Below are 15,599 nucleotides of genomic sequence, written 5' to 3'. Positions count from 1 at the left end.
CCCCCAAGGGGTGAGCGCCGTTGCGCTGGGCTACGCTCCCGCTTGATCCGTTGGCATGGAACGAGGAGGCGGGCGAGCAGTGGGCCTGAAGGAGGGCACCAGGGCATCCCGGCTGGTGAAGACCGCTGGGCTGGTAGGCCTGGTCGGCATCGGGGCCACCGGTTGCTCCACGGACGAGGTGCTGCGCTTCGGATGGCCGCAGGCCGTCACGCCGCAGGCCGAGAAGATGCGCGAGCTCTGGACCTGGTCCGTGGTCGCCGCGCTCGTCGTCGGCGTCATCGTGTGGGGCCTGATCCTGTGGTCGGTGGTGTTCCACCGCAAGAAGTCGGAGGAGCTGCCGCGTCAGACGGCGTACAACCTCCCGCTGGAGATCGTGCTCATCGTCGTGCCGACGGTGATCGTGGCGGTGTTGTTCTACTTCACCGCCGTCACGCAGAACTACGTCACGGACAAGTCGGGCAAGCCCGACGTCAACGTCGACGTGATCGCGTTCCAGTGGAACTGGGAGTTCCAGTACCCGGACCACAAGACCGAAGAGGGCAACGTCGTCAGCACGGTCGGCACCTCGGGCGAAGTCCCGATCATGGTGCTGCCGGCCGGCAAGCGCATCCAGTTCACGCTGCGCTCGACGGACGTCATCCACTCGTTCTTCGTGCCGGAGTTCCACTTCAAGCGGGACGTCTTCCCGATGCCGGAGAAGAACAACCAGGACAACGTCTTCCAGATCGACCAGATCGACCGTCCTGGCGCGTTCGTCGGCCGTTGTGCCGAGCTCTGCGGCTCGTACCACGCGGTGATGAACTTCGAGGTCCGCGCCCTTGAGGAAGCCGACTTCGAGAAGTACATCGAGCTGCGCAAGCAGGTCAACGAGAAGACGGGCAAGCCGTACACCACGGCCGAGGCCCTCTCTCAGGTGAACTGTGACAAGTGGTGTTCGCCGCTTGCCACGACGACCACCCCGTTCAACACCGACCGGACGGCGCGCGAAGCCTCCGGTGCGGGCCAGAAGTAGGGAACGCCTCGCGATGAAGATCGAAGCTCGCGTATTCGACCTGGTGATGGCCTTCTCGTTCCTGATGGCCATCGTGTACGGCTACTGGACGCACCTGGCGACCGGCCACGTCGAGCCCACCGGCACGGTGGCGCTCGCGCTGACCGGTGGCCTGGCCCTCATCACCGGCACCTACTTCCGGTTCGTCGCCCGCCGCATCGAGGTGCGGCCGGAGGACAACCCCGACGCCGAGGTGTCCGACGGCGCCGGTGAGCTGGGCTTCTTCAGCCCCGGCTCGTACTGGCCGGTCGGGCTCGCCGCCGCGGCGGCGACCACCGGTGTGGCGCTGGCGTTCTGGCACGTGTGGCTGCTGGTGATCGCCATCGTCATGGTGCTGGTCATGGTCGGCGGTCTGGTGTTCGAGTACCACACCGGTCCCAACCACGACTGATATCCCATATCCGATACATCGGATATTGCTTCGACTGAGGCCCCCTCCACAGTGGAGGGGGCCTCAGTCGTGTGTGGACGGACTGATGTCCCGTATGTGATACATCGCATATCGCACGAGAAAGGGCCCTCCCCGCCGACAGCGGGGAGGGCCCTTTCGCAGGCCTGGAACGAAGCTCTGGCGGCTACGCGGCGGCAGAGACCTTCTCGGGCGTCTTCTGGTACGCGTCGACGTACTCCTGGCCGCTCAGGTCGAGGATGCGGTAGATGATCTCGTCGGTGACGCTGCGCAGCACCGGCAGCGACTCCTCCATGCCCTCGTAGCGGCTGAAGTCGAGCGGCTCACCGAAGCGGACCGTCACCGGGACGATCTTCGGGAACCTGCTGCCGACCGGCTGCACCTTGTCCGTGCCGATGATGCCGACGGGGATGACCGGGGCCCCGGACTCCAGCGCCATGCGGGCCACGCCCGTGCGGCCGCGGTGGAGCATGCCGTCGAGCGAGCGCGTGCCCTCCGGGTAGATGGCGAAGGCGTCGCCCCGCGCGAGGATGTCGGCGGCCGTGTCGAGCGCTGCACGGGCGTCACGGCCCTTGCCGCGGTGCACCGGCACGTGGCCGAGCGAGGAGAAGAACCAGCGCGACAGCGAGCCCTTCAGACCGGTGCCCGTGAAGTACTCCGCCTTCGCGAGGAACGACACCCGGCGCGGCACGACCATCGGGATCACGACGCTGTCGATGAAGCTGAGGTGGTTGGCCGCCAGGATGACGGGGCCGTCGGTGGGGATGTTCTCCAGACCGTCCACCACCGGGCGGTAGACCAGACGGGCTGTGCGCGCGACGACGTGCTTCATCACCGGGTAGAGGAGGGCCATGACTCCAGCATTCCAGGTGGCGATTGCGACGGCGTTACCACGTGGCGCGCATCTCTGGCCCATCACTCGCTCGGACTACACCGATGCGGCGGCCGTGCGAGCAGGGTCACGCGTCGGCGACGACGCGTGACCGGAACCCGTTCAGTCAGTCGTTCGGTTACTTCTTCGGGGACGCCTTCAGAGCCTGTGAGAGCTCCACCCAGCGGCTCAGCAGCGTCGCCGCCCTGCCTGAGTCGATCGCGTCGGCCGCGCGGCTCAGCGAGGCCGTCAGGTCGGCGTGCAGGTCGTCGGAGAACCCGCCGTGCGCCGCGATGGCGCCCGCCGCGTTCACGAGCACCGCGTCCCGCACCGAACCCGTCTTGCCGGCCACGAGGTCGCGGACCACCTGGGCGTTGACCGACGAGTCGCCGCCCTTCAAGTCCTCCTCGCGCGCGGGCTTCACACCGAGCACGGACGGATCGATGGTCTCCGTGCGCACCACACCGTCCTGCGCGAGCCACGCGGACGTCGTCGTGGTCGTGGTGATCTCGTCGAGCCCGTCGTCACCCCGCACCACCAGCGCGGTGTTGCGCCGCCGCGCGAACACGCCGGCGATCAGCGGCGCCGCCGACGCCCGCGCACAGCCGATCAGGCCGACCGTGGGCTGCGCCGGGTTCGTCAGGGGGCCGAGCAGGTTGAACGACGTGGGAATGCCGATCTCGCGTCGCACCGGGCCCGCGTGCCGGAAGCCGGGGTGGAACACCGGCGCGAAGCAGAAGCCGATGCCGAGTTCGCGCACGGTCTCCTGCACACCGCCGGCGGGCAGGTCGATCGCGACGCCCAGCGCCTCCAGGACGTCCGCCGTGCCGCACTGCGACGACGCCGCGCGGTTGCCGTGCTTGACCACGGGCACGCCCGCGGCGGCCGTGATGATCGCGGCCATCGTCGAAATGTTCACCGAACCGGAATGATCGCCGCCGGTTCCCACGATGTCGGTCGCCCGCACGTCCACCGTGAACCGGTTCGCGTGGTTGAGCATCATCGTCGCGAGGCCGTCGACCTCCTCCGGCGTCTCGCCCTTGGCGCGCAACGCGACGACGAACGCCGCGATCTGCGCCGCGGTCGCCTCGCCGGACATCACCTGGTCCATTCCCCAGGCGGTGTCGTCAGCGGTCAGGTCGACGCCGTCGAGCAGCCGGTTGAGCAGCGAGGGCCAGGTGCGCTGGCTCATGACGGGATCAGCCCTTGACGACGGGCAAAGCCAAGCCCCGCAGCACCTCGGCCACGGTCTCGGCGGCGGCCAGCGGGTCGAGCGGGTGCACCAGCACCGCGTCCGCCTGCGACCAGGTCGCGAGCCACCTGTCGTCCTTGCGGCGCACCGCGACGACGATCGGCGGGCAGTTCGTGATCTCGTCCTTGAGCTGGCGGGACAGGCCCATGCCACCGGTCGGCTGCGCCTCGCCGTCGAGGATCAGCAGGTCGACGGTGCCGTTGTCCACCTCGTAGAGGACGTCCGCGATCGCGCCGACCTCGACGTACTCGACGCGCGCGAGGTCCGGCGCGGGACGGCGGCCGACCGCAGTGATGATCGTCTCACGCACCTCGGGCCGGTGGCTGAACACCAGGATCTTCGTGGTCTGCGTGCTCATCTCTGGATCCTCCGCTGCGACTGCCGACTGCGGTCGTGAAGAAAGTGACCAAGGTCGCCGTGATGCTATCGGGCCGGTTCGTGTGGTTTCTGCAGGGCGTCCCACCCCAGGGCGTCGCCACCGAGTCGTTGCGCCAGTGAGGCCATCCTCGACCGCTCCTGAGCGCAGTGCAGGGCGTCCAGCTTCTGCACCCGACTGATATGCGATATATCACCGGCGGCGAGCACCCAGCCGTCGGGCGTGAGCAGTTCTCGCGCGCGTTCGACCTGGTCAGCGGGGATGCGCACGTGGTGGCGGAGCACGGCGAGCTCGTCGGCGCGCCACTGCGGCGAACGGGCCAGAGCGGCCGAATCGGCCTCCGCGATGTCGAACGCCTCGACCACGACGACCAGCGCCGGATCGTCGATCGACAGCGTCGGCTCGTCCTCCCGCCGCAGCATGTCCCGCAATCGGCCCAGCAAACCCATTCGTTGATCTCCTCGCGATCACCCGCTGTGTGACCCAGCCGACCCATGATCCGCGCAGGACCCGATGGGCGGACGGAAATTCCGCAGGCAATAATGCTGCGCGTGACCACGGCAGCGCCTTCAATCGGCCAGCGCGTGCACTCGCTGAACCGCCCGAACATGGTCAGCGTCGGCACGATCGTCTGGCTGTCCAGCGAGCTCATGTTCTTCGCTGGCCTCTTCGCCATGTTCTTCACGGTGAAGGCCCAGAACGACACTGGGCATTGGCCCCCAGCGCCCACCCACCTGAACGTTCCCTACGCGGCGGTCTTCACGATCATCCTGGTCGCGTCGTCCTTCACGTGTCAGTGGGGCGTGTTCGCCGCTGAGCGGGGCGACGTGTTCGGTCTGCGTCGTTGGTACATCGTGACGTTGATCATGGGAGCGATCTTCGTCGGAGGCCAGGCGGGTGAGTACTTCACCCTCGTCGAGGAGGGCACGACGATCCCGTCGTCGGCCTACGGCACGGTCTTCTACCTCACGACCGGCTTCCACGGCTTGCACGTCATCGGCGGTCTGATCGCGTTCGTCTACCTGTTGATCCGGACGAAGCTCAGCAAGTTCACGCCGGCGCAGGCCACCTCCGCCATCGTCGTGTCGTACTACTGGCACTTCGTCGACGTCGTGTGGATCGGGCTCTTCGCCATCATCTACATCGTGCCCTGACCTGCTCCCCAGCCACGAGCTCCCGAACTGACAGCAAGGGTTGCCGCACACCATGACCACCACTACGAAACGCCCGCGCGGCGCCCGCACGAAGCTGCGCCGCCGGGTCGCCGGTCTGCTCGCGCTGGGCTTCGCCCTGCTCAGCGCAGGCATGCTGTTCGTCGCGTTCGCGCCCCAGGCGCAGACCGCCCAGGCACAGCAGGAGGACGCTCTGGTCCGCCAGGGCGAGCAGATCTACCTGAACACCTGCGCGGGCTGCCACGGCAAGTCCCTCGAGGGCGTCAAGGACCGCGGGCCGAGCCTGATCGGCGTCGGTGACGCCGCGGTGTACTTCCAGACTTCCTCCGGCCGCATGCCCATGGCGCGGCAGGAGGCCCAGGCCATCCGCAAGCCGGCGAAGCTCACTCCTGAGCAGATCAACGCGCTGATGGCCTACATCACCGCCAACGGTGGCGAGGGCCCGAAGAAGCCCTCCGAGTCCGGCGAGGCCCTGCGCGGCGACAACCCCGCGCGCGGTGGCGAGCTCTTCCGCCTCAACTGCGCCAGCTGCCACAACTTCACGGGCCGTGGCGGCGCGCTGTCGTCCGGCAAGTTCGCGCCGGAGCTCGACGGCGTGACCGAGGACCAGATCTACACGGCGATGCTGACCGGCCCGCAGAACATGCCGAAGTTCGGCGAGCGCCAGCTCACGCCGGAAGAGAAGAAAGACATCATCGCGTACGTCAAGTCGGTCACCGACGGAAACAACAACTCCGGCGGTAACCCCCTGGGCGGGTTCGGACCCGTCTCCGAGGGATTGATCGCGTTCATCGTGGGCATCGCCGCGCTCATCGGCGTGACCCTCTGGATCGGAGCCAAGGCATGAGCGGCGACAAGCCGACCGAGCTGCCCAGCGAGGCAGAGCTCGCGGAGATGAGCCGGGACGACCTCGTCAGGCTCGGCACGAAGATGGACGGCGTCGAGCTCGTCCACTACGAGGAGAGGTTCCCGGTCCCCGGGACGCGTGCCGAGCGTCGCGCCGAGCGCGTCGTCGCGCTCTGGTTCGTGATCTCCGCGCTGTCCGGACTGGCCTTCCTCGGCGTGTTCCTGTTCTGGCCGTGGCAGTACGAGGCCCCGCACACCGACGGCCACCTGCTGCACATGCTCTACAACCCGCTGATCGGCCTGTTCCTGGGCCTGTCGGTGGTGGCTCTGGGCGTCGCCGCGCTGCTCTACACCAAGAAGTTCATCCCCGAAGAGCTCGCGGTGCAGCAGCGCCACGACGGCCCGTCGGCCGAGGTCGACCGCGCCACGCTGGTCGCGGAGCTCGCCGACGCCGGTGAGCGCAGCGGCATCGCGCGCCGCAGCCTGATCAAGCGCACCGCGGGCCTCGGCGCCGGCGTGCTGGGTCTGGGCGTCGCGGCCGTTCCGCTGGGCGCGCTCATCAAGAACCCGCACGCGGACAGCGAGACCAAGAACTCGCTGTGGCACACCGGCTGGAAGGCCGAAAAGGGCGAGAAGGTCTACCTGCGCCGCCACACCGGCAACTTCCACGAGGTCTCCCTGGTGCGTCCCGAGGACGTCGAGCCGGGCGGCTTCGAGACGGTGTTCCCGTTCCGGGAGTCCGAGCGCGAGGACGAGCACGCCCTGGTCGCGGCCCTCAAGCGGGCCGACGCGCCGGTCATGCTCATCCGCATGCGCCCGAACCAGGCGGTCACCAAGCGCGCTGGTCAGGAAGACTTCAACTACGGCGACCTCTACGCGTACTCCAAGATCTGCACGCACCTTGGATGCCCGACGTCGCTGTTCGAGCAGCAGACCGGTCTGCTGCTCTGCCCGTGCCACCAGTCGCAGTTCGACGTGTTCGAGTACGCCAAGCCGCGGTTCGGTCCGGCAACCCGTCCTCTTCCCCAGCTTCCGATCACGGTGGACGAAGACGGATACTTGGTTGCCCGCAGCGACTTCATCGAGGCTGTGGGTCCGGCGTTCTGGGAGCGTAAGTCATGAGTGCCATCACCACGCCGACGAAGCCGGCCAACGCGGCCGCGCGCGTCGCAGGGGCGGCGGCCAACGCTGCCGACGAGCGGTACCACGCGGCCTCTGGCCTGCGCAAACAGCTGAACAAGGTGTTCCCGACGCACTGGTCGTTCCTGCTCGGTGAGATCGCCCTGTACAGCTTCATCGTGCTGTTGCTGTCGGGTACGTATCTGGCGTTGTTCTTCGACCCGTCGATGACCGAGGTCACCTACAACGGCACGTTCGAGAACCTGCGCGGGATCGAGATGTCGCGGGCGTTCGCGTCCACGCTCGACATCTCGTTCGAGACGCGTGGTGGCCTGTTCGTGCGTCAGGTGCACCACTGGGCGGCGTTGCTGTTCATGGCGGCGATCGTGGTGCACATGTTCCGGATCTTCTTCACCGGCGCGTTCCGCAAGCCGCGTGAGATCAACTGGGTCATCGGCATCGTGCTGTTCATGCTCGGCGCGATCGAGGGCTTCCTGGGCTACTCGCTGCCCGACGACCTGCTCTCGGGCACGGGCCTGCGCGTGATGGCGGCGCTGCTGATCTCGTTCCCGGTGGTCGGCACGTGGATCAACTGGTTGATGTTCGGCGGGGAGTTCCCGGGCACGGACATCATCCCGATGCTCTACACCGCGCACATCCTGATCATCCCGGCGATCATCCTGGGTCTGATCGCGGCGCACCTGGCGCTGGTCTGGTATCAGAAGCACACGCAGTTCCCGGGTGTGGGCCGCAAGGAGACCAACGTCGTCGGCGTCCGGATCATGCCGGTGTTCGCGGCGAAGGGCGGTGGCTTCTTCGCCATCGTCGTGGGTGTCATCGCGATCATGGGCGGGGTGTTCCAGATCAACCCGATCTGGAACTTCGGCCCGTACAACCCCGCGCAGATCTCCGCCGGCTCACAGCCTGACTGGTACATGGGCTGGACCGACGGTCTGGTCCGCATCTGGCCCGCGTGGGAGTTCTACCTGGGCAACTACACGATCCCGGCCGCGTTCCTGCCGTTCATCCTCGGTTTGCCGCTGCTGACCGGTATCGCGGCGGTGTATCCGTGGATCGAGCGCAAGATGACCAAGGACTACGCGCACCACAACCTGCTGCAGCGCCCGCGTGACGTTCCGGTCCGCACGGCGCTGGGCTGGATGGCGATCACGTACTTCATGGTGCTGCTGCTCATGGGCGGTAACGACATCTTCGCCTACCAGTTCGACATCTCGTTGAACCTGACGACGTGGATGGGCCGCATCGGCATGCTGGTGCTGCCGCCGATCGCGTACTTCATCGCGTACCGGATCTGCATCGGTCTGCAGCGCGGTGACCGGGAGGTGCTCGAGCACGGTGTCGAGACCGGCATCATCAAGCGCCTGCCGCACGGCGAGTTCATCGAGATCCACCAGCCGCTGGGCCCGGTGGACGACCACGGTCACCCGATCCCGCTCGCCTATCAGGGCGCGTCGGTGCCGAAGAAGATGAACAAGCTCGGCTCGGCCGGTCACCCGGTCGCCGGCAGCACGTGGTCGCCGGACCCGGTCGAGGAGACCGTGGCCCTGCAGAACGCGAAGCACACCAACCTGCTCGACACCGGTTCTGAGGACAAGGCCGGCGAGCTCGCGGGCAAGCCGTCCGACCCGAAGGCCTGATCTGCAGGCTTGAAGCGCTGAAAAGCCCCCGTGACTCGTCACGGGGGCTTTTCGCTGTTCTGGTGGTTCGAGCTACTGGGCGTCGTCCAGGCCGATGGAGAACGCGGCCTCGTCGTCGCGCTTCGAGTAGCTGCGGAACGCGATGTGCGTGTCGGTGTTCAGCACACCGGCGACCTTGCTGATCTTGCCGGGCACCAGGGCGGCGAGGTCCTCGTGCTTGCTGACCCGCACCAGCGCGATCAGGTCCACGTCACCGGCACAGGAGTACACCTCGGTGACTCCGTCGATGTCGGCGATCTCCTGCGCGGCCTCGGGAATGCGTTCGGCGGCGGCCTGGATCAGCACGATGGCGGTGACCACGGCGTCCTCCTCGGGTCTGGGCTCCGGTGTCTCAAGCACCCGTAGTCTGCCCTACCGCCTGATCACCGGCGTGAGGACGTCGGCGGTCGCGGCACGCGAGCTGGACTCACCTTGCACGTGTCGCTTTGTCGACATCCCCACTGATATATCGGTTGCCGCCACCGCCTCTGACCTGCCCTTATCCACCCTTATGCAAAAGACGTTTGCGGACGTCCGCAAACGTCTTTTGCATAAGGGTCTTGCAACGAGGGCGTGCGGGGTCAGTTCCAGCGGTCGTGAACGGGGCGGGCGCTCGCGGCTTGTTCGGCCCACGGCACCCATGCCGCGGCGGCGGCGGCGGGGGAGGACCAGGGCTCGTCGGCGTAGACGAGGCGGGTGCCGGGTTGGTCGAGCCAGCGCAGGACGACCCCGGCTTCTTCCGGCGGCGCGCCGCGCAGTGGACCTGGGGTCGGGATGACCGTTTCGGCGGACGCGACGAGTGCGTCGACGACCGGCATCGGGCGGGTGCCTCGGCGGGCGACTCCGGCGGAGGCCAGGCGGCCGTAGCGCACGACGGAGAACTCCCAGCCGCCTTCTCGGTCCGGTCGAGCGGCCACCAGTTGGGGCAGGGAGGCGAGGGCGGCCAGGCGCTGGGCTCGGTCCAGGGACCGGACCAGGCCTGCCAGGCGGTCGCGGCGGCGGGCGGCCTCCTCGAAGCGTTCGGCGGACGCGAGGCCGTCGAGTTGGGTGACGAGAGTGCGCAACGGGTCCGCGCTGCGGCCGATGACCAGATCCTGCACGGCCACGACGGCGGGGGAGTACTCGTCGACGGTCTGCCGGCCCGCGCACGGCGCCTTGCAGCGATCGAGTTCGGCCAGCGCGCACGGGGAGGCTCGTTGGTTCGCCGCGGGGATCTTGATGGTGCAGGAGCGCAGCGGGACGGCGTCGAGCAGCGCGTCCGCGACCGACTCGGCGGCCTTGCGGGTGCGGAACGGGCCCAGAGCGCCGTCTCGCGGGACCTTGACCAGCGAGATCCGCGGGAACGGCTCGTCGGTCAGGGTCAGCCACCAGGCGTGGTGGGGGTTCTTCGAGCGTCGGTTGTACGCGGGGCGGTGTGCGCGCAGCAGCCGTAGCTCGCGCACCTCGGCCTCCAGCGGGTGGGCGCACTCCACGGCGTCGACGCGCACCGCGAGCGCGACCATCTCGCGCAGCCTGCGGCGGCCCTCGCTGGCCGTGAAGTACTGGCGGACCCGGCGGCGCAGGTCGGACGCCGTGCCGACGTAGAGCACCTCCTCCTTCGGGCCGCGGAACAGGTACACGCCCGGCGTGGACGGCAAGTGGGCGGCCAGGGAGCGTTTGCGGCGTTGTTCCGGCGTCACCTCCGGCAGGTACGCCAGCAGCTCCTCCAGGGAGTGCACGCCGACGTTGCCGACGCGTTCCAGCAGCGCGTGCAGCACCTCGACGGTCGTGCGGGCGTCGGCCAGCGCCCGGTGCGTCGGCTTGGTCTCCGTGTGGAACAGGTCCGAGAGCGCGGACAGCCGGCACGACGGCGCCTCGTCACGGCTCAGCACACGCCGTGCGAGCTTCACCGTGCACACGACCGACGGCTTCGGCCAGCGGTAGCCGTGCCGTTCGCAGGCGGCCTTCATGAACCCGACGTCGAAGCCCGAGTTGTGCGCCACCAGCACCGCCCCGGCCGCGAACTCGAGGAACGCGGGCAGCACCGTCTTCATGGTCGGCGCGCCCGTCACCATCAGCTGCGTGATCCCGGTCAGCTGGGCGACCATCGGCGGGATGCCGCGTTCGGGGTCGACGAGCGTGGCGAACTCGCCGATGACCTGGCCGCCGCGGACCTTCACCGCGCCGATCTCGGTGACGGCGTCCTCCTCGGCGCTGCCGCCCGTCGTCTCCAGGTCGAAGACGACGAACGTCGTGTCGCGCAGGGGCGTCCCGAGCTCGTCGAAGGACAGTTGTCCGGTCACGTGGCCGACGTTAGCGACGGGGTCTGACAATTTTCGGCGGTGGCCCATCGCGGTGCCCTGACCTGCGGTTGCTCCGTTGGAGTGATCTTCGGGTGATCTTTTCCAGATCGTTGTTCCGAAGGGCGGACACGTCCGTGCGCTGCTCAAGCGCGAGGGCTCTAGCCTGTTGGGGTGCCCGACCCGATGCCCGCGCCTGAGTTCGACCAGCCTGCCGACGAGGCAGGTGAGTCCGCAGAGGAATCCCCAGAGGAATCCACTGTGGACTGGTCGGCCCTGCCGGAGCCGTTGCGGGTGAGGCTCGCGGAACTCGGTGCCGACGCGCTGGGCGAGATGGCGAAGGTCGACGTGCCCCAGCACCTGCGTCCGGTGGCGAAGTTCGCCCCGACCAAACGCGCTCGTCTGGGCGGCACGCAGGTCGTCGCCGGCCTGCGGGACTCGGCGAACTTCCGCACCGCCGTGATCGAGTGGCTGCGCAAGAACAGGCCGTCGACGCTGGAGGTGACCTCGCCGGATCCGGTGACGGCGGCCGCCGCGGCGGTGCTGACCGGGGACGACGTCGCGCTGCACTACGTGGAGCTGGTCTCGCGACGGGTCGGCGACGCGACGCTGCGAGCCGAACGGGACGCGGCCGTCGTGCGGGCGGAACGGATGGAAGTAGAGCTGGAACGGCTCCGGGCCGAGCGCACCCACCTCGACGGTGCCACCGAACGCGTCCGAGCGGACGCCGAGATCGAGCTGGAACGCCTGCGCAAGCGGTTGCGCGAGCAGGGCGTGAAGCTGCGTGAGGCCAAGGACGCGGCCGCGGCGGCGGCCACCGAGGTCGGCAAGATCCAGGAACGCACCGCGGACGAGGTCAAGCGCCTGTCCGCCGAGCGCGACCGGGAACGGGAACGCGCCGAGACCGAGCGCGGCAAGGCGCAGCGGGCGATCGCCGACGCCGAGGTGGCCCGGCAGTCCGCGCGAGAGGCCAGGCAGGCCGACGAGGTGCGGCTCGCGCTGCTCGTGGACACCCTCGACGGCGCCGTCACGGGCCTGCGTCGTGAGCTGGCCCTCGGGGAAGGCACCGGGCCGCGTCCCGCCGACCTCGTGCGCGGCGCCAGCGCGTCGCAGGGGGCCGTGGGACGGGTCGAGGACCCGGCCGCGCTGGACCGGCTGCTGGCGTTGCCCGCCGTGCACCTCGTGGTGGACGGCTACAACGTCACGAAGACCGGATATCCGGAGCTGTCGTTGTCAGATCAACGCGATCGGCTCGTGCACCAGCTGGCGGTGCTTGCCGCGCGCACAGGTGCCGAGGTGACGTTGGTGTTCGACGGTGCTGGGGTGGTGGCGGTGCCTGCCGCGGCTCCTCGTGGCGTGCGCGTGCTGTTCAGTGATCCCGGTGTTCTGGCCGATGACGTGATTCGTGCGCTGGTCACCGCGGAGCCCGAGGGGCGTCCTGTGGTGGTGGTGACGTCGGATCGCGCGGTCGCGGATTCTGTGCGACGCCGCGGTGCGCACCCGGTGCCGTCCGCTGTGTTGCTGGCCCGTCTCGGGCGCGTTTGATCACCCGGTAGCCTGACGCCGTCGATCTTGACGGGCTTGTTCTGGCGAGGGGGATCGGCGACCTCATGTCGCGCAACTTCACCCGTGGTTTTGTAGTTCTCCTGCTGTTGCTTTCGGCGACTCCGGCTGTGTCTTCAGCCGCGCAGCCGGCTGATCCCGCGCGCGCGTACGCGGATCTGACGGCGCAGGCGACGAAGCTCAACGAGGAAGTCCTGCGCGCGCAGGAGGATCTCGTCCAGCGCAAGGCCGAACTCGACCGTGCGACCGCGACGGTGTCGGCGGCGCAGCAGGTCGAACGGCAGGCCAAGCGGGACGAGGACGACTTCCAGGGGCAGGTCGACCTCATCGCCCAGGCGTCGTTCGAGGGTGCGCGTTTCAACCAGCTGTCGGCGCTGCTCGTGGCGGACTCGCAGCAGGACTTCCTGATCCGCCTCGAGATGATGCGGGTGCTGGCCGCCGACAAGGCGGAGTCGCTCGCGCGGCTGTCCGGCGCGGTGGAGAAGGCCCGGCAGGCGCACCAGGTGGCGGAGAACGCGCGCGCTCGTGCCGCGGAGACCACCGCGGCGGCCGAGAAGCTGAAGAGCGACCTGGACGGGCGCAACCAGGCCCTGCAGGCGCAGATCACCGAGGTGCGTTCGGCGCTGACGCGGTTGCCGCCCCCTGTCGTGACCCAGTTGCGTGATCCGGGGGATCGCTCGCAGGTCAGCGTTCCTTCCGGAGCGGCGGGCCTCGCGCTGAACTTCGCGCTGGGCCAGCGAGGGGACGACTACCAATACGGCGCGACCGGGCCTGACCGCTGGGACTGCGCCGGGCTCACGATGAAGGCGTACGCGGCGGCCGGGTTCACGATCCCGCGCACGTCCGGTGGCCAGGCTGGCGTCGGACGCGCCGTGTCGCGTGGCGAGGTCCGTGCGGGCGATCTGATCATCTACTACTCGAGCCGGTCGCACGTCGCCATGGCCGTCGACAACGGGCGGGCGGTGCACGCCTCGACGGAAGGCCAGCCGGTGAAGATCGCGCCGATCGACGCCATCGGGCCCATCGCGGTGATTCGGCGCATCGAGGGCTAGCGTTGCGCCGGTGAAGCACCTCCGGACGTTGCTGGCGGTCACCGTCGCCATGACGTTCCTGCTGGGCGTCAGCGTTGCACTGCGGCCCGTTGAGTTGCAGCCGACCGCAACACCTCATTGCAATGAGGCCGTGCTGACGGCGGCGTCAGGCACTGTGACCAGCAGTTCTTGTGACGGTGCGTTGGCGTCGCGGGTGTCGGGGTCGTTGGACTCTTCGGTGCGCGAAGTGGCCGATGTATTGGATGTCAGTTGGAGTCGGCGGGTCGACGTCGTTGTTCCGGCTACGGACAGCGAGCTGGTGTCGCTCGTCGGGCCTGCGTTCGCGGACATGGCCGGAATCGCCATTCGGGACAGCGACGGCTCCGGGCAGCGCGTCGTCATCAACCGGGTGCGGGCATCGGCGTTGTCGGACGTCGAGTTGCGCGTGCTGCTGCGGCACGAGATCACGCATGTCGCGACGCGGGACCTGACCTCGGACTCCGCGCCGCTGTGGCTGGTCGAGGGATTCGCGGACTGGGTGGCGTTCCACGGCATGGGGTTGTCGCTTCGCCAGGCCGCGCCTTTGCTCAAGTCGGACGTCTCGGCGTTGCCGGTCGACTTCGGCGGCACCGGGCGTGATCTGGCCTACCAGCAGGCGTACTCGATCATGGTTTATCTGGAGTCGCGGCTGGGGGAGCGAGGCGTCGTGGACTTCTTCCTGCGGCACGCGTCGTTGTCTTCTGTGGACCCGAGCGTCATTGACGTGGCGGGTTGGCGTGAGTTCCTGAAAACGAGCATCGGATAGCGTTGAGTTCGTGCGCCGAACCTTGCTGGTGACCAACGACTTCCCGCCCCGCCCCGGTGGCATCCAGTCCTACCTGCACGCTTTGGCGACACGGATGCCCGCGGACTCGCTCGTCGTGTACGCGCCGAAGTGGAAGGGCGCGGAGGAGTTCGACGCCGAGCAGCCGTTCCCGGTGGTGCGGCACCCGACGTCGTTGATGCTGCCGACGCCGGACGTCCTCGCCCGCGCCCGCGACATCGCCCGCGCTGAGTCCTGCGAGGCCGCGTGGTTCGGGGCGGCGGCACCATTGGCGTTGCTGGCGCCGTCGCTCGGACTCAGCCGCGCGGTGGCGTGCACGCACGGGCACGAGGTCGGCTGGTCGATGCTGCCGGTGGCGCGGCAGGCGTTGCGGGCCATCGGGTCCGGAGTGGACGTCGTGACCTACGTCAGCCGCTACACCCGTTCGCGGTTCGCGGCGGCGTTCGGCCCGATGGCGGCGCTCGAACACCTTCCCTCCGGTGTGGACACCGAGCTGTACCGGCCGGATCCCGCCGCGCGCGCCGAGATCCGCCGCCGGTACGGGCTGGGCGACCGGCCGGTGATCGTCTGCGTGTCGCGTCTCGTGCCGCGCAAGGGACAGGACGTCCTGATCCGCGCGCTGCCGCTGATCCAGCGGTCGGTGCCGGACGCCGCACTGCTGATCGTCGGCGGCGGGCCGTACCGGGCGACGCTCGAGAAGCTGGCCGCCGGGTCGAAGGACATCGTGCTGACCGGCTCGGTGCCGTGGGAGGAACTGCCCGCGCACTACAACGCCGGCGACGTCTTCGCGATGCCGTGCCGCACGCGCGGCCGTGGCCTCGACGTCGAAGGCCTCGGCATCGTCTACCTGGAGGCCTCGGCCACCGGGCTGCCCGTGGTGGCCGGACGGTCCGGTGGTGCTCCGGAGACCGTGCGCGACGGCATCACCGGCAACGTCGTCGACGGCCGCGACGTCGAGAACGTCGCCGAGCGGATCGCGTCGCTGCTCGCCGATCCCGAGACGGCGGCCAAGATGGGGCGCACGGGCCGGGAGTGGGTCAGCGACCACTGGCGCTGGGACCAGCTCGCCCACCGCCTCGAGAACCTCATCGGCTGACCTGATATCCGATA

General features: G+C 68.8%; 16 protein-coding genes. 10 read left to right on the top strand and 6 right to left on the bottom strand.

All coding sequences use genetic code 11. The annotated features are described in order from the left end of the window. Positions 1 to 79: 79 nt before the first annotated feature. Positions 80 to 1,012, top strand: a complete 933-nt coding sequence (gene coxB, locus ACH413_RS29235; protein ID WP_360042442.1) for a cytochrome c oxidase subunit II — start codon at positions 80 to 82, stop codon at positions 1,010 to 1,012. Between the two features lie 13 nt (positions 1,013 to 1,025). Continuing rightward, positions 1,026 to 1,442, top strand: coding sequence for a cytochrome c oxidase subunit 4 (locus ACH413_RS29230; protein ID WP_360042445.1), 417 nt, complete (start codon positions 1,026 to 1,028; stop codon positions 1,440 to 1,442). Between the two features lie 184 nt (positions 1,443 to 1,626). Here the strand turns inward: ACH413_RS29230 and ACH413_RS29225 are convergent, their stop codons facing one another. From ACH413_RS29225 to ACH413_RS29210, 4 genes are all read right to left on the bottom strand, one after another. Next, positions 1,627 to 2,313 carry a lysophospholipid acyltransferase family protein gene (locus ACH413_RS29225; protein ID WP_360042448.1) on the bottom strand — a complete coding sequence of 229 codons (687 nt, stop codon included), beginning with the start codon at positions 2,311 to 2,313 and terminating at the stop codon, positions 1,627 to 1,629. Positions 2,314 to 2,470: 157 nt separating this feature from the next. Beyond that, the gene (gene trpD, locus ACH413_RS29220) at positions 2,471 to 3,523 is read right to left on the bottom strand and encodes an anthranilate phosphoribosyltransferase (RefSeq protein ID WP_360042451.1); all 1,053 of its coding nucleotides are present in this window, start codon (positions 3,521 to 3,523) and stop codon (positions 2,471 to 2,473) included. A gap of 7 nt (positions 3,524 to 3,530) precedes the next feature. Continuing rightward, the gene (locus tag ACH413_RS29215; RefSeq protein ID WP_319978396.1) at positions 3,531 to 3,941 is read right to left on the bottom strand and encodes a hypothetical protein; all 411 of its coding nucleotides are present in this window, start codon (positions 3,939 to 3,941) and stop codon (positions 3,531 to 3,533) included. Positions 3,942 to 4,006: 65 nt separating this feature from the next. Further along, positions 4,007 to 4,408 (bottom strand): hypothetical protein, encoded by a 402-nt coding sequence (locus ACH413_RS29210; protein ID WP_360042454.1) that lies wholly within the window; start codon positions 4,406 to 4,408, stop codon positions 4,007 to 4,009. Between the two features lie 93 nt (positions 4,409 to 4,501). Between ACH413_RS29210 and ACH413_RS29205 the strand changes: the two genes are divergently transcribed. Genes ACH413_RS29205 through ACH413_RS29190 form a run of 4 tightly spaced genes read left to right on the top strand, consistent with a single transcriptional unit; the run spans position 4,502 to position 8,754 of the window. Then, positions 4,502 to 5,113: a heme-copper oxidase subunit III gene (locus ACH413_RS29205; protein ID WP_093599929.1), complete on the top strand. Its 612-nt coding sequence runs from the start codon at positions 4,502 to 4,504 to the stop codon at positions 5,111 to 5,113. 52 nt (positions 5,114 to 5,165) lie between these two features. Beyond that, positions 5,166 to 5,978 (top strand): c-type cytochrome, encoded by an 813-nt coding sequence (locus ACH413_RS29200; RefSeq protein WP_360042457.1) that lies wholly within the window; start codon positions 5,166 to 5,168, stop codon positions 5,976 to 5,978. After that, positions 5,975 to 7,099 carry a ubiquinol-cytochrome c reductase iron-sulfur subunit gene (locus tag ACH413_RS29195; RefSeq protein ID WP_360042460.1) on the top strand — a complete coding sequence of 375 codons (1,125 nt, stop codon included), beginning with the start codon at positions 5,975 to 5,977 and terminating at the stop codon, positions 7,097 to 7,099. The genes ACH413_RS29200 and ACH413_RS29195 overlap by 4 nt, the downstream gene beginning before the upstream one ends. After that, on the top strand, positions 7,096 to 8,754 hold the full coding sequence (locus tag ACH413_RS29190) for a cytochrome bc complex cytochrome b subunit (RefSeq protein ID WP_396425351.1): 1,659 nt from the start codon (positions 7,096 to 7,098) through the stop codon (positions 8,752 to 8,754). The genes ACH413_RS29195 and ACH413_RS29190 overlap by 4 nt, the downstream gene beginning before the upstream one ends. Positions 8,755 to 8,826: 72 nt before the next feature. On the opposite strand, the gene ACH413_RS29185 is transcribed toward ACH413_RS29190, so the two are convergent. Beyond that, positions 8,827 to 9,114, bottom strand: coding sequence for an Lrp/AsnC family transcriptional regulator (locus ACH413_RS29185; RefSeq protein WP_030465012.1), 288 nt, complete (start codon positions 9,112 to 9,114; stop codon positions 8,827 to 8,829). Between the two features lie 260 nt (positions 9,115 to 9,374). Next, a complete protein-coding gene (locus tag ACH413_RS29180; RefSeq protein ID WP_396425350.1) occupies positions 9,375 to 11,123 on the bottom strand; it encodes a DEDD exonuclease domain-containing protein in 1,749 nt (582 codons plus the stop codon). A gap of 135 nt (positions 11,124 to 11,258) precedes the next feature. Between ACH413_RS29180 and ACH413_RS29175 the strand changes: the two genes are divergently transcribed. From ACH413_RS29175 to ACH413_RS29160, 4 genes are all read left to right on the top strand, one after another. Next, a complete protein-coding gene (locus ACH413_RS29175) occupies positions 11,259 to 12,617 on the top strand; it encodes an NYN domain-containing protein (protein WP_360043556.1) in 1,359 nt (452 codons plus the stop codon). A 128-nt stretch (positions 12,618 to 12,745) separates the two neighbouring features. Beyond that, positions 12,746 to 13,687, top strand: a complete 942-nt coding sequence (locus ACH413_RS29170; protein ID WP_360043067.1) for a C40 family peptidase — start codon at positions 12,746 to 12,748, stop codon at positions 13,685 to 13,687. A gap of 10 nt (positions 13,688 to 13,697) precedes the next feature. Then, positions 13,698 to 14,471, top strand: a complete 774-nt coding sequence (locus ACH413_RS29165; protein ID WP_360043069.1) for a hypothetical protein — start codon at positions 13,698 to 13,700, stop codon at positions 14,469 to 14,471. Positions 14,472 to 14,481: 10 nt separating this feature from the next. Beyond that, the gene (locus ACH413_RS29160) at positions 14,482 to 15,585 is read left to right on the top strand and encodes a glycosyltransferase family 4 protein (protein WP_360043072.1); all 1,104 of its coding nucleotides are present in this window, start codon (positions 14,482 to 14,484) and stop codon (positions 15,583 to 15,585) included. Positions 15,586 to 15,599 lie beyond the last annotated feature (14 nt).

This window comes from Lentzea sp. NPDC020367, assembly GCF_044387305.1.
Taxonomy (GTDB): domain Bacteria; phylum Actinomycetota; class Actinomycetes; order Mycobacteriales; family Pseudonocardiaceae; genus Lentzea.
The sequence above is the reverse complement of the archived record's forward strand: the minus strand, read 5'-3'. Positions and strand labels throughout refer to the sequence as shown.

What these genes read in the sequence shown, in the direction of transcription:
- ACH413_RS29230 (WP_360042445.1), top strand. Translation starts at nt 1,026, where the DNA reads ATGAAGATCGAAGCTCGCGTATTCGACCTGGTGATGGCCTTCTCGTTC.
- ACH413_RS29225 (WP_360042448.1), bottom strand. Translation starts at nt 2,313, where the DNA reads ATGGCCCTCCTCTACCCGGTGATGAAGCACGTCGTCGCGCGCACAGCC.
- trpD (WP_360042451.1), bottom strand. Translation starts at nt 3,523, where the DNA reads ATGAGCCAGCGCACCTGGCCCTCGCTGCTCAACCGGCTGCTCGACGGC.
- ACH413_RS29215 (WP_319978396.1), bottom strand. Translation starts at nt 3,941, where the DNA reads ATGAGCACGCAGACCACGAAGATCCTGGTGTTCAGCCACCGGCCCGAG.
- ACH413_RS29210 (WP_360042454.1), bottom strand. Translation starts at nt 4,408, where the DNA reads ATGGGTTTGCTGGGCCGATTGCGGGACATGCTGCGGCGGGAGGACGAG.
- ACH413_RS29205 (WP_093599929.1), top strand. Translation starts at nt 4,502, where the DNA reads ATGCTGCGCGTGACCACGGCAGCGCCTTCAATCGGCCAGCGCGTGCAC.
- ACH413_RS29200 (WP_360042457.1), top strand. Translation starts at nt 5,166, where the DNA reads ATGACCACCACTACGAAACGCCCGCGCGGCGCCCGCACGAAGCTGCGC.
- ACH413_RS29195 (WP_360042460.1), top strand. Translation starts at nt 5,975, where the DNA reads ATGAGCGGCGACAAGCCGACCGAGCTGCCCAGCGAGGCAGAGCTCGCG.
- ACH413_RS29190 (WP_396425351.1), top strand. Translation starts at nt 7,096, where the DNA reads ATGAGTGCCATCACCACGCCGACGAAGCCGGCCAACGCGGCCGCGCGC.
- ACH413_RS29180 (WP_396425350.1), bottom strand. Translation starts at nt 11,123, where the DNA reads ATGGGCCACCGCCGAAAATTGTCAGACCCCGTCGCTAACGTCGGCCAC.
- ACH413_RS29175 (WP_360043556.1), top strand. Translation starts at nt 11,259, where the DNA reads ATGCCCGCGCCTGAGTTCGACCAGCCTGCCGACGAGGCAGGTGAGTCC.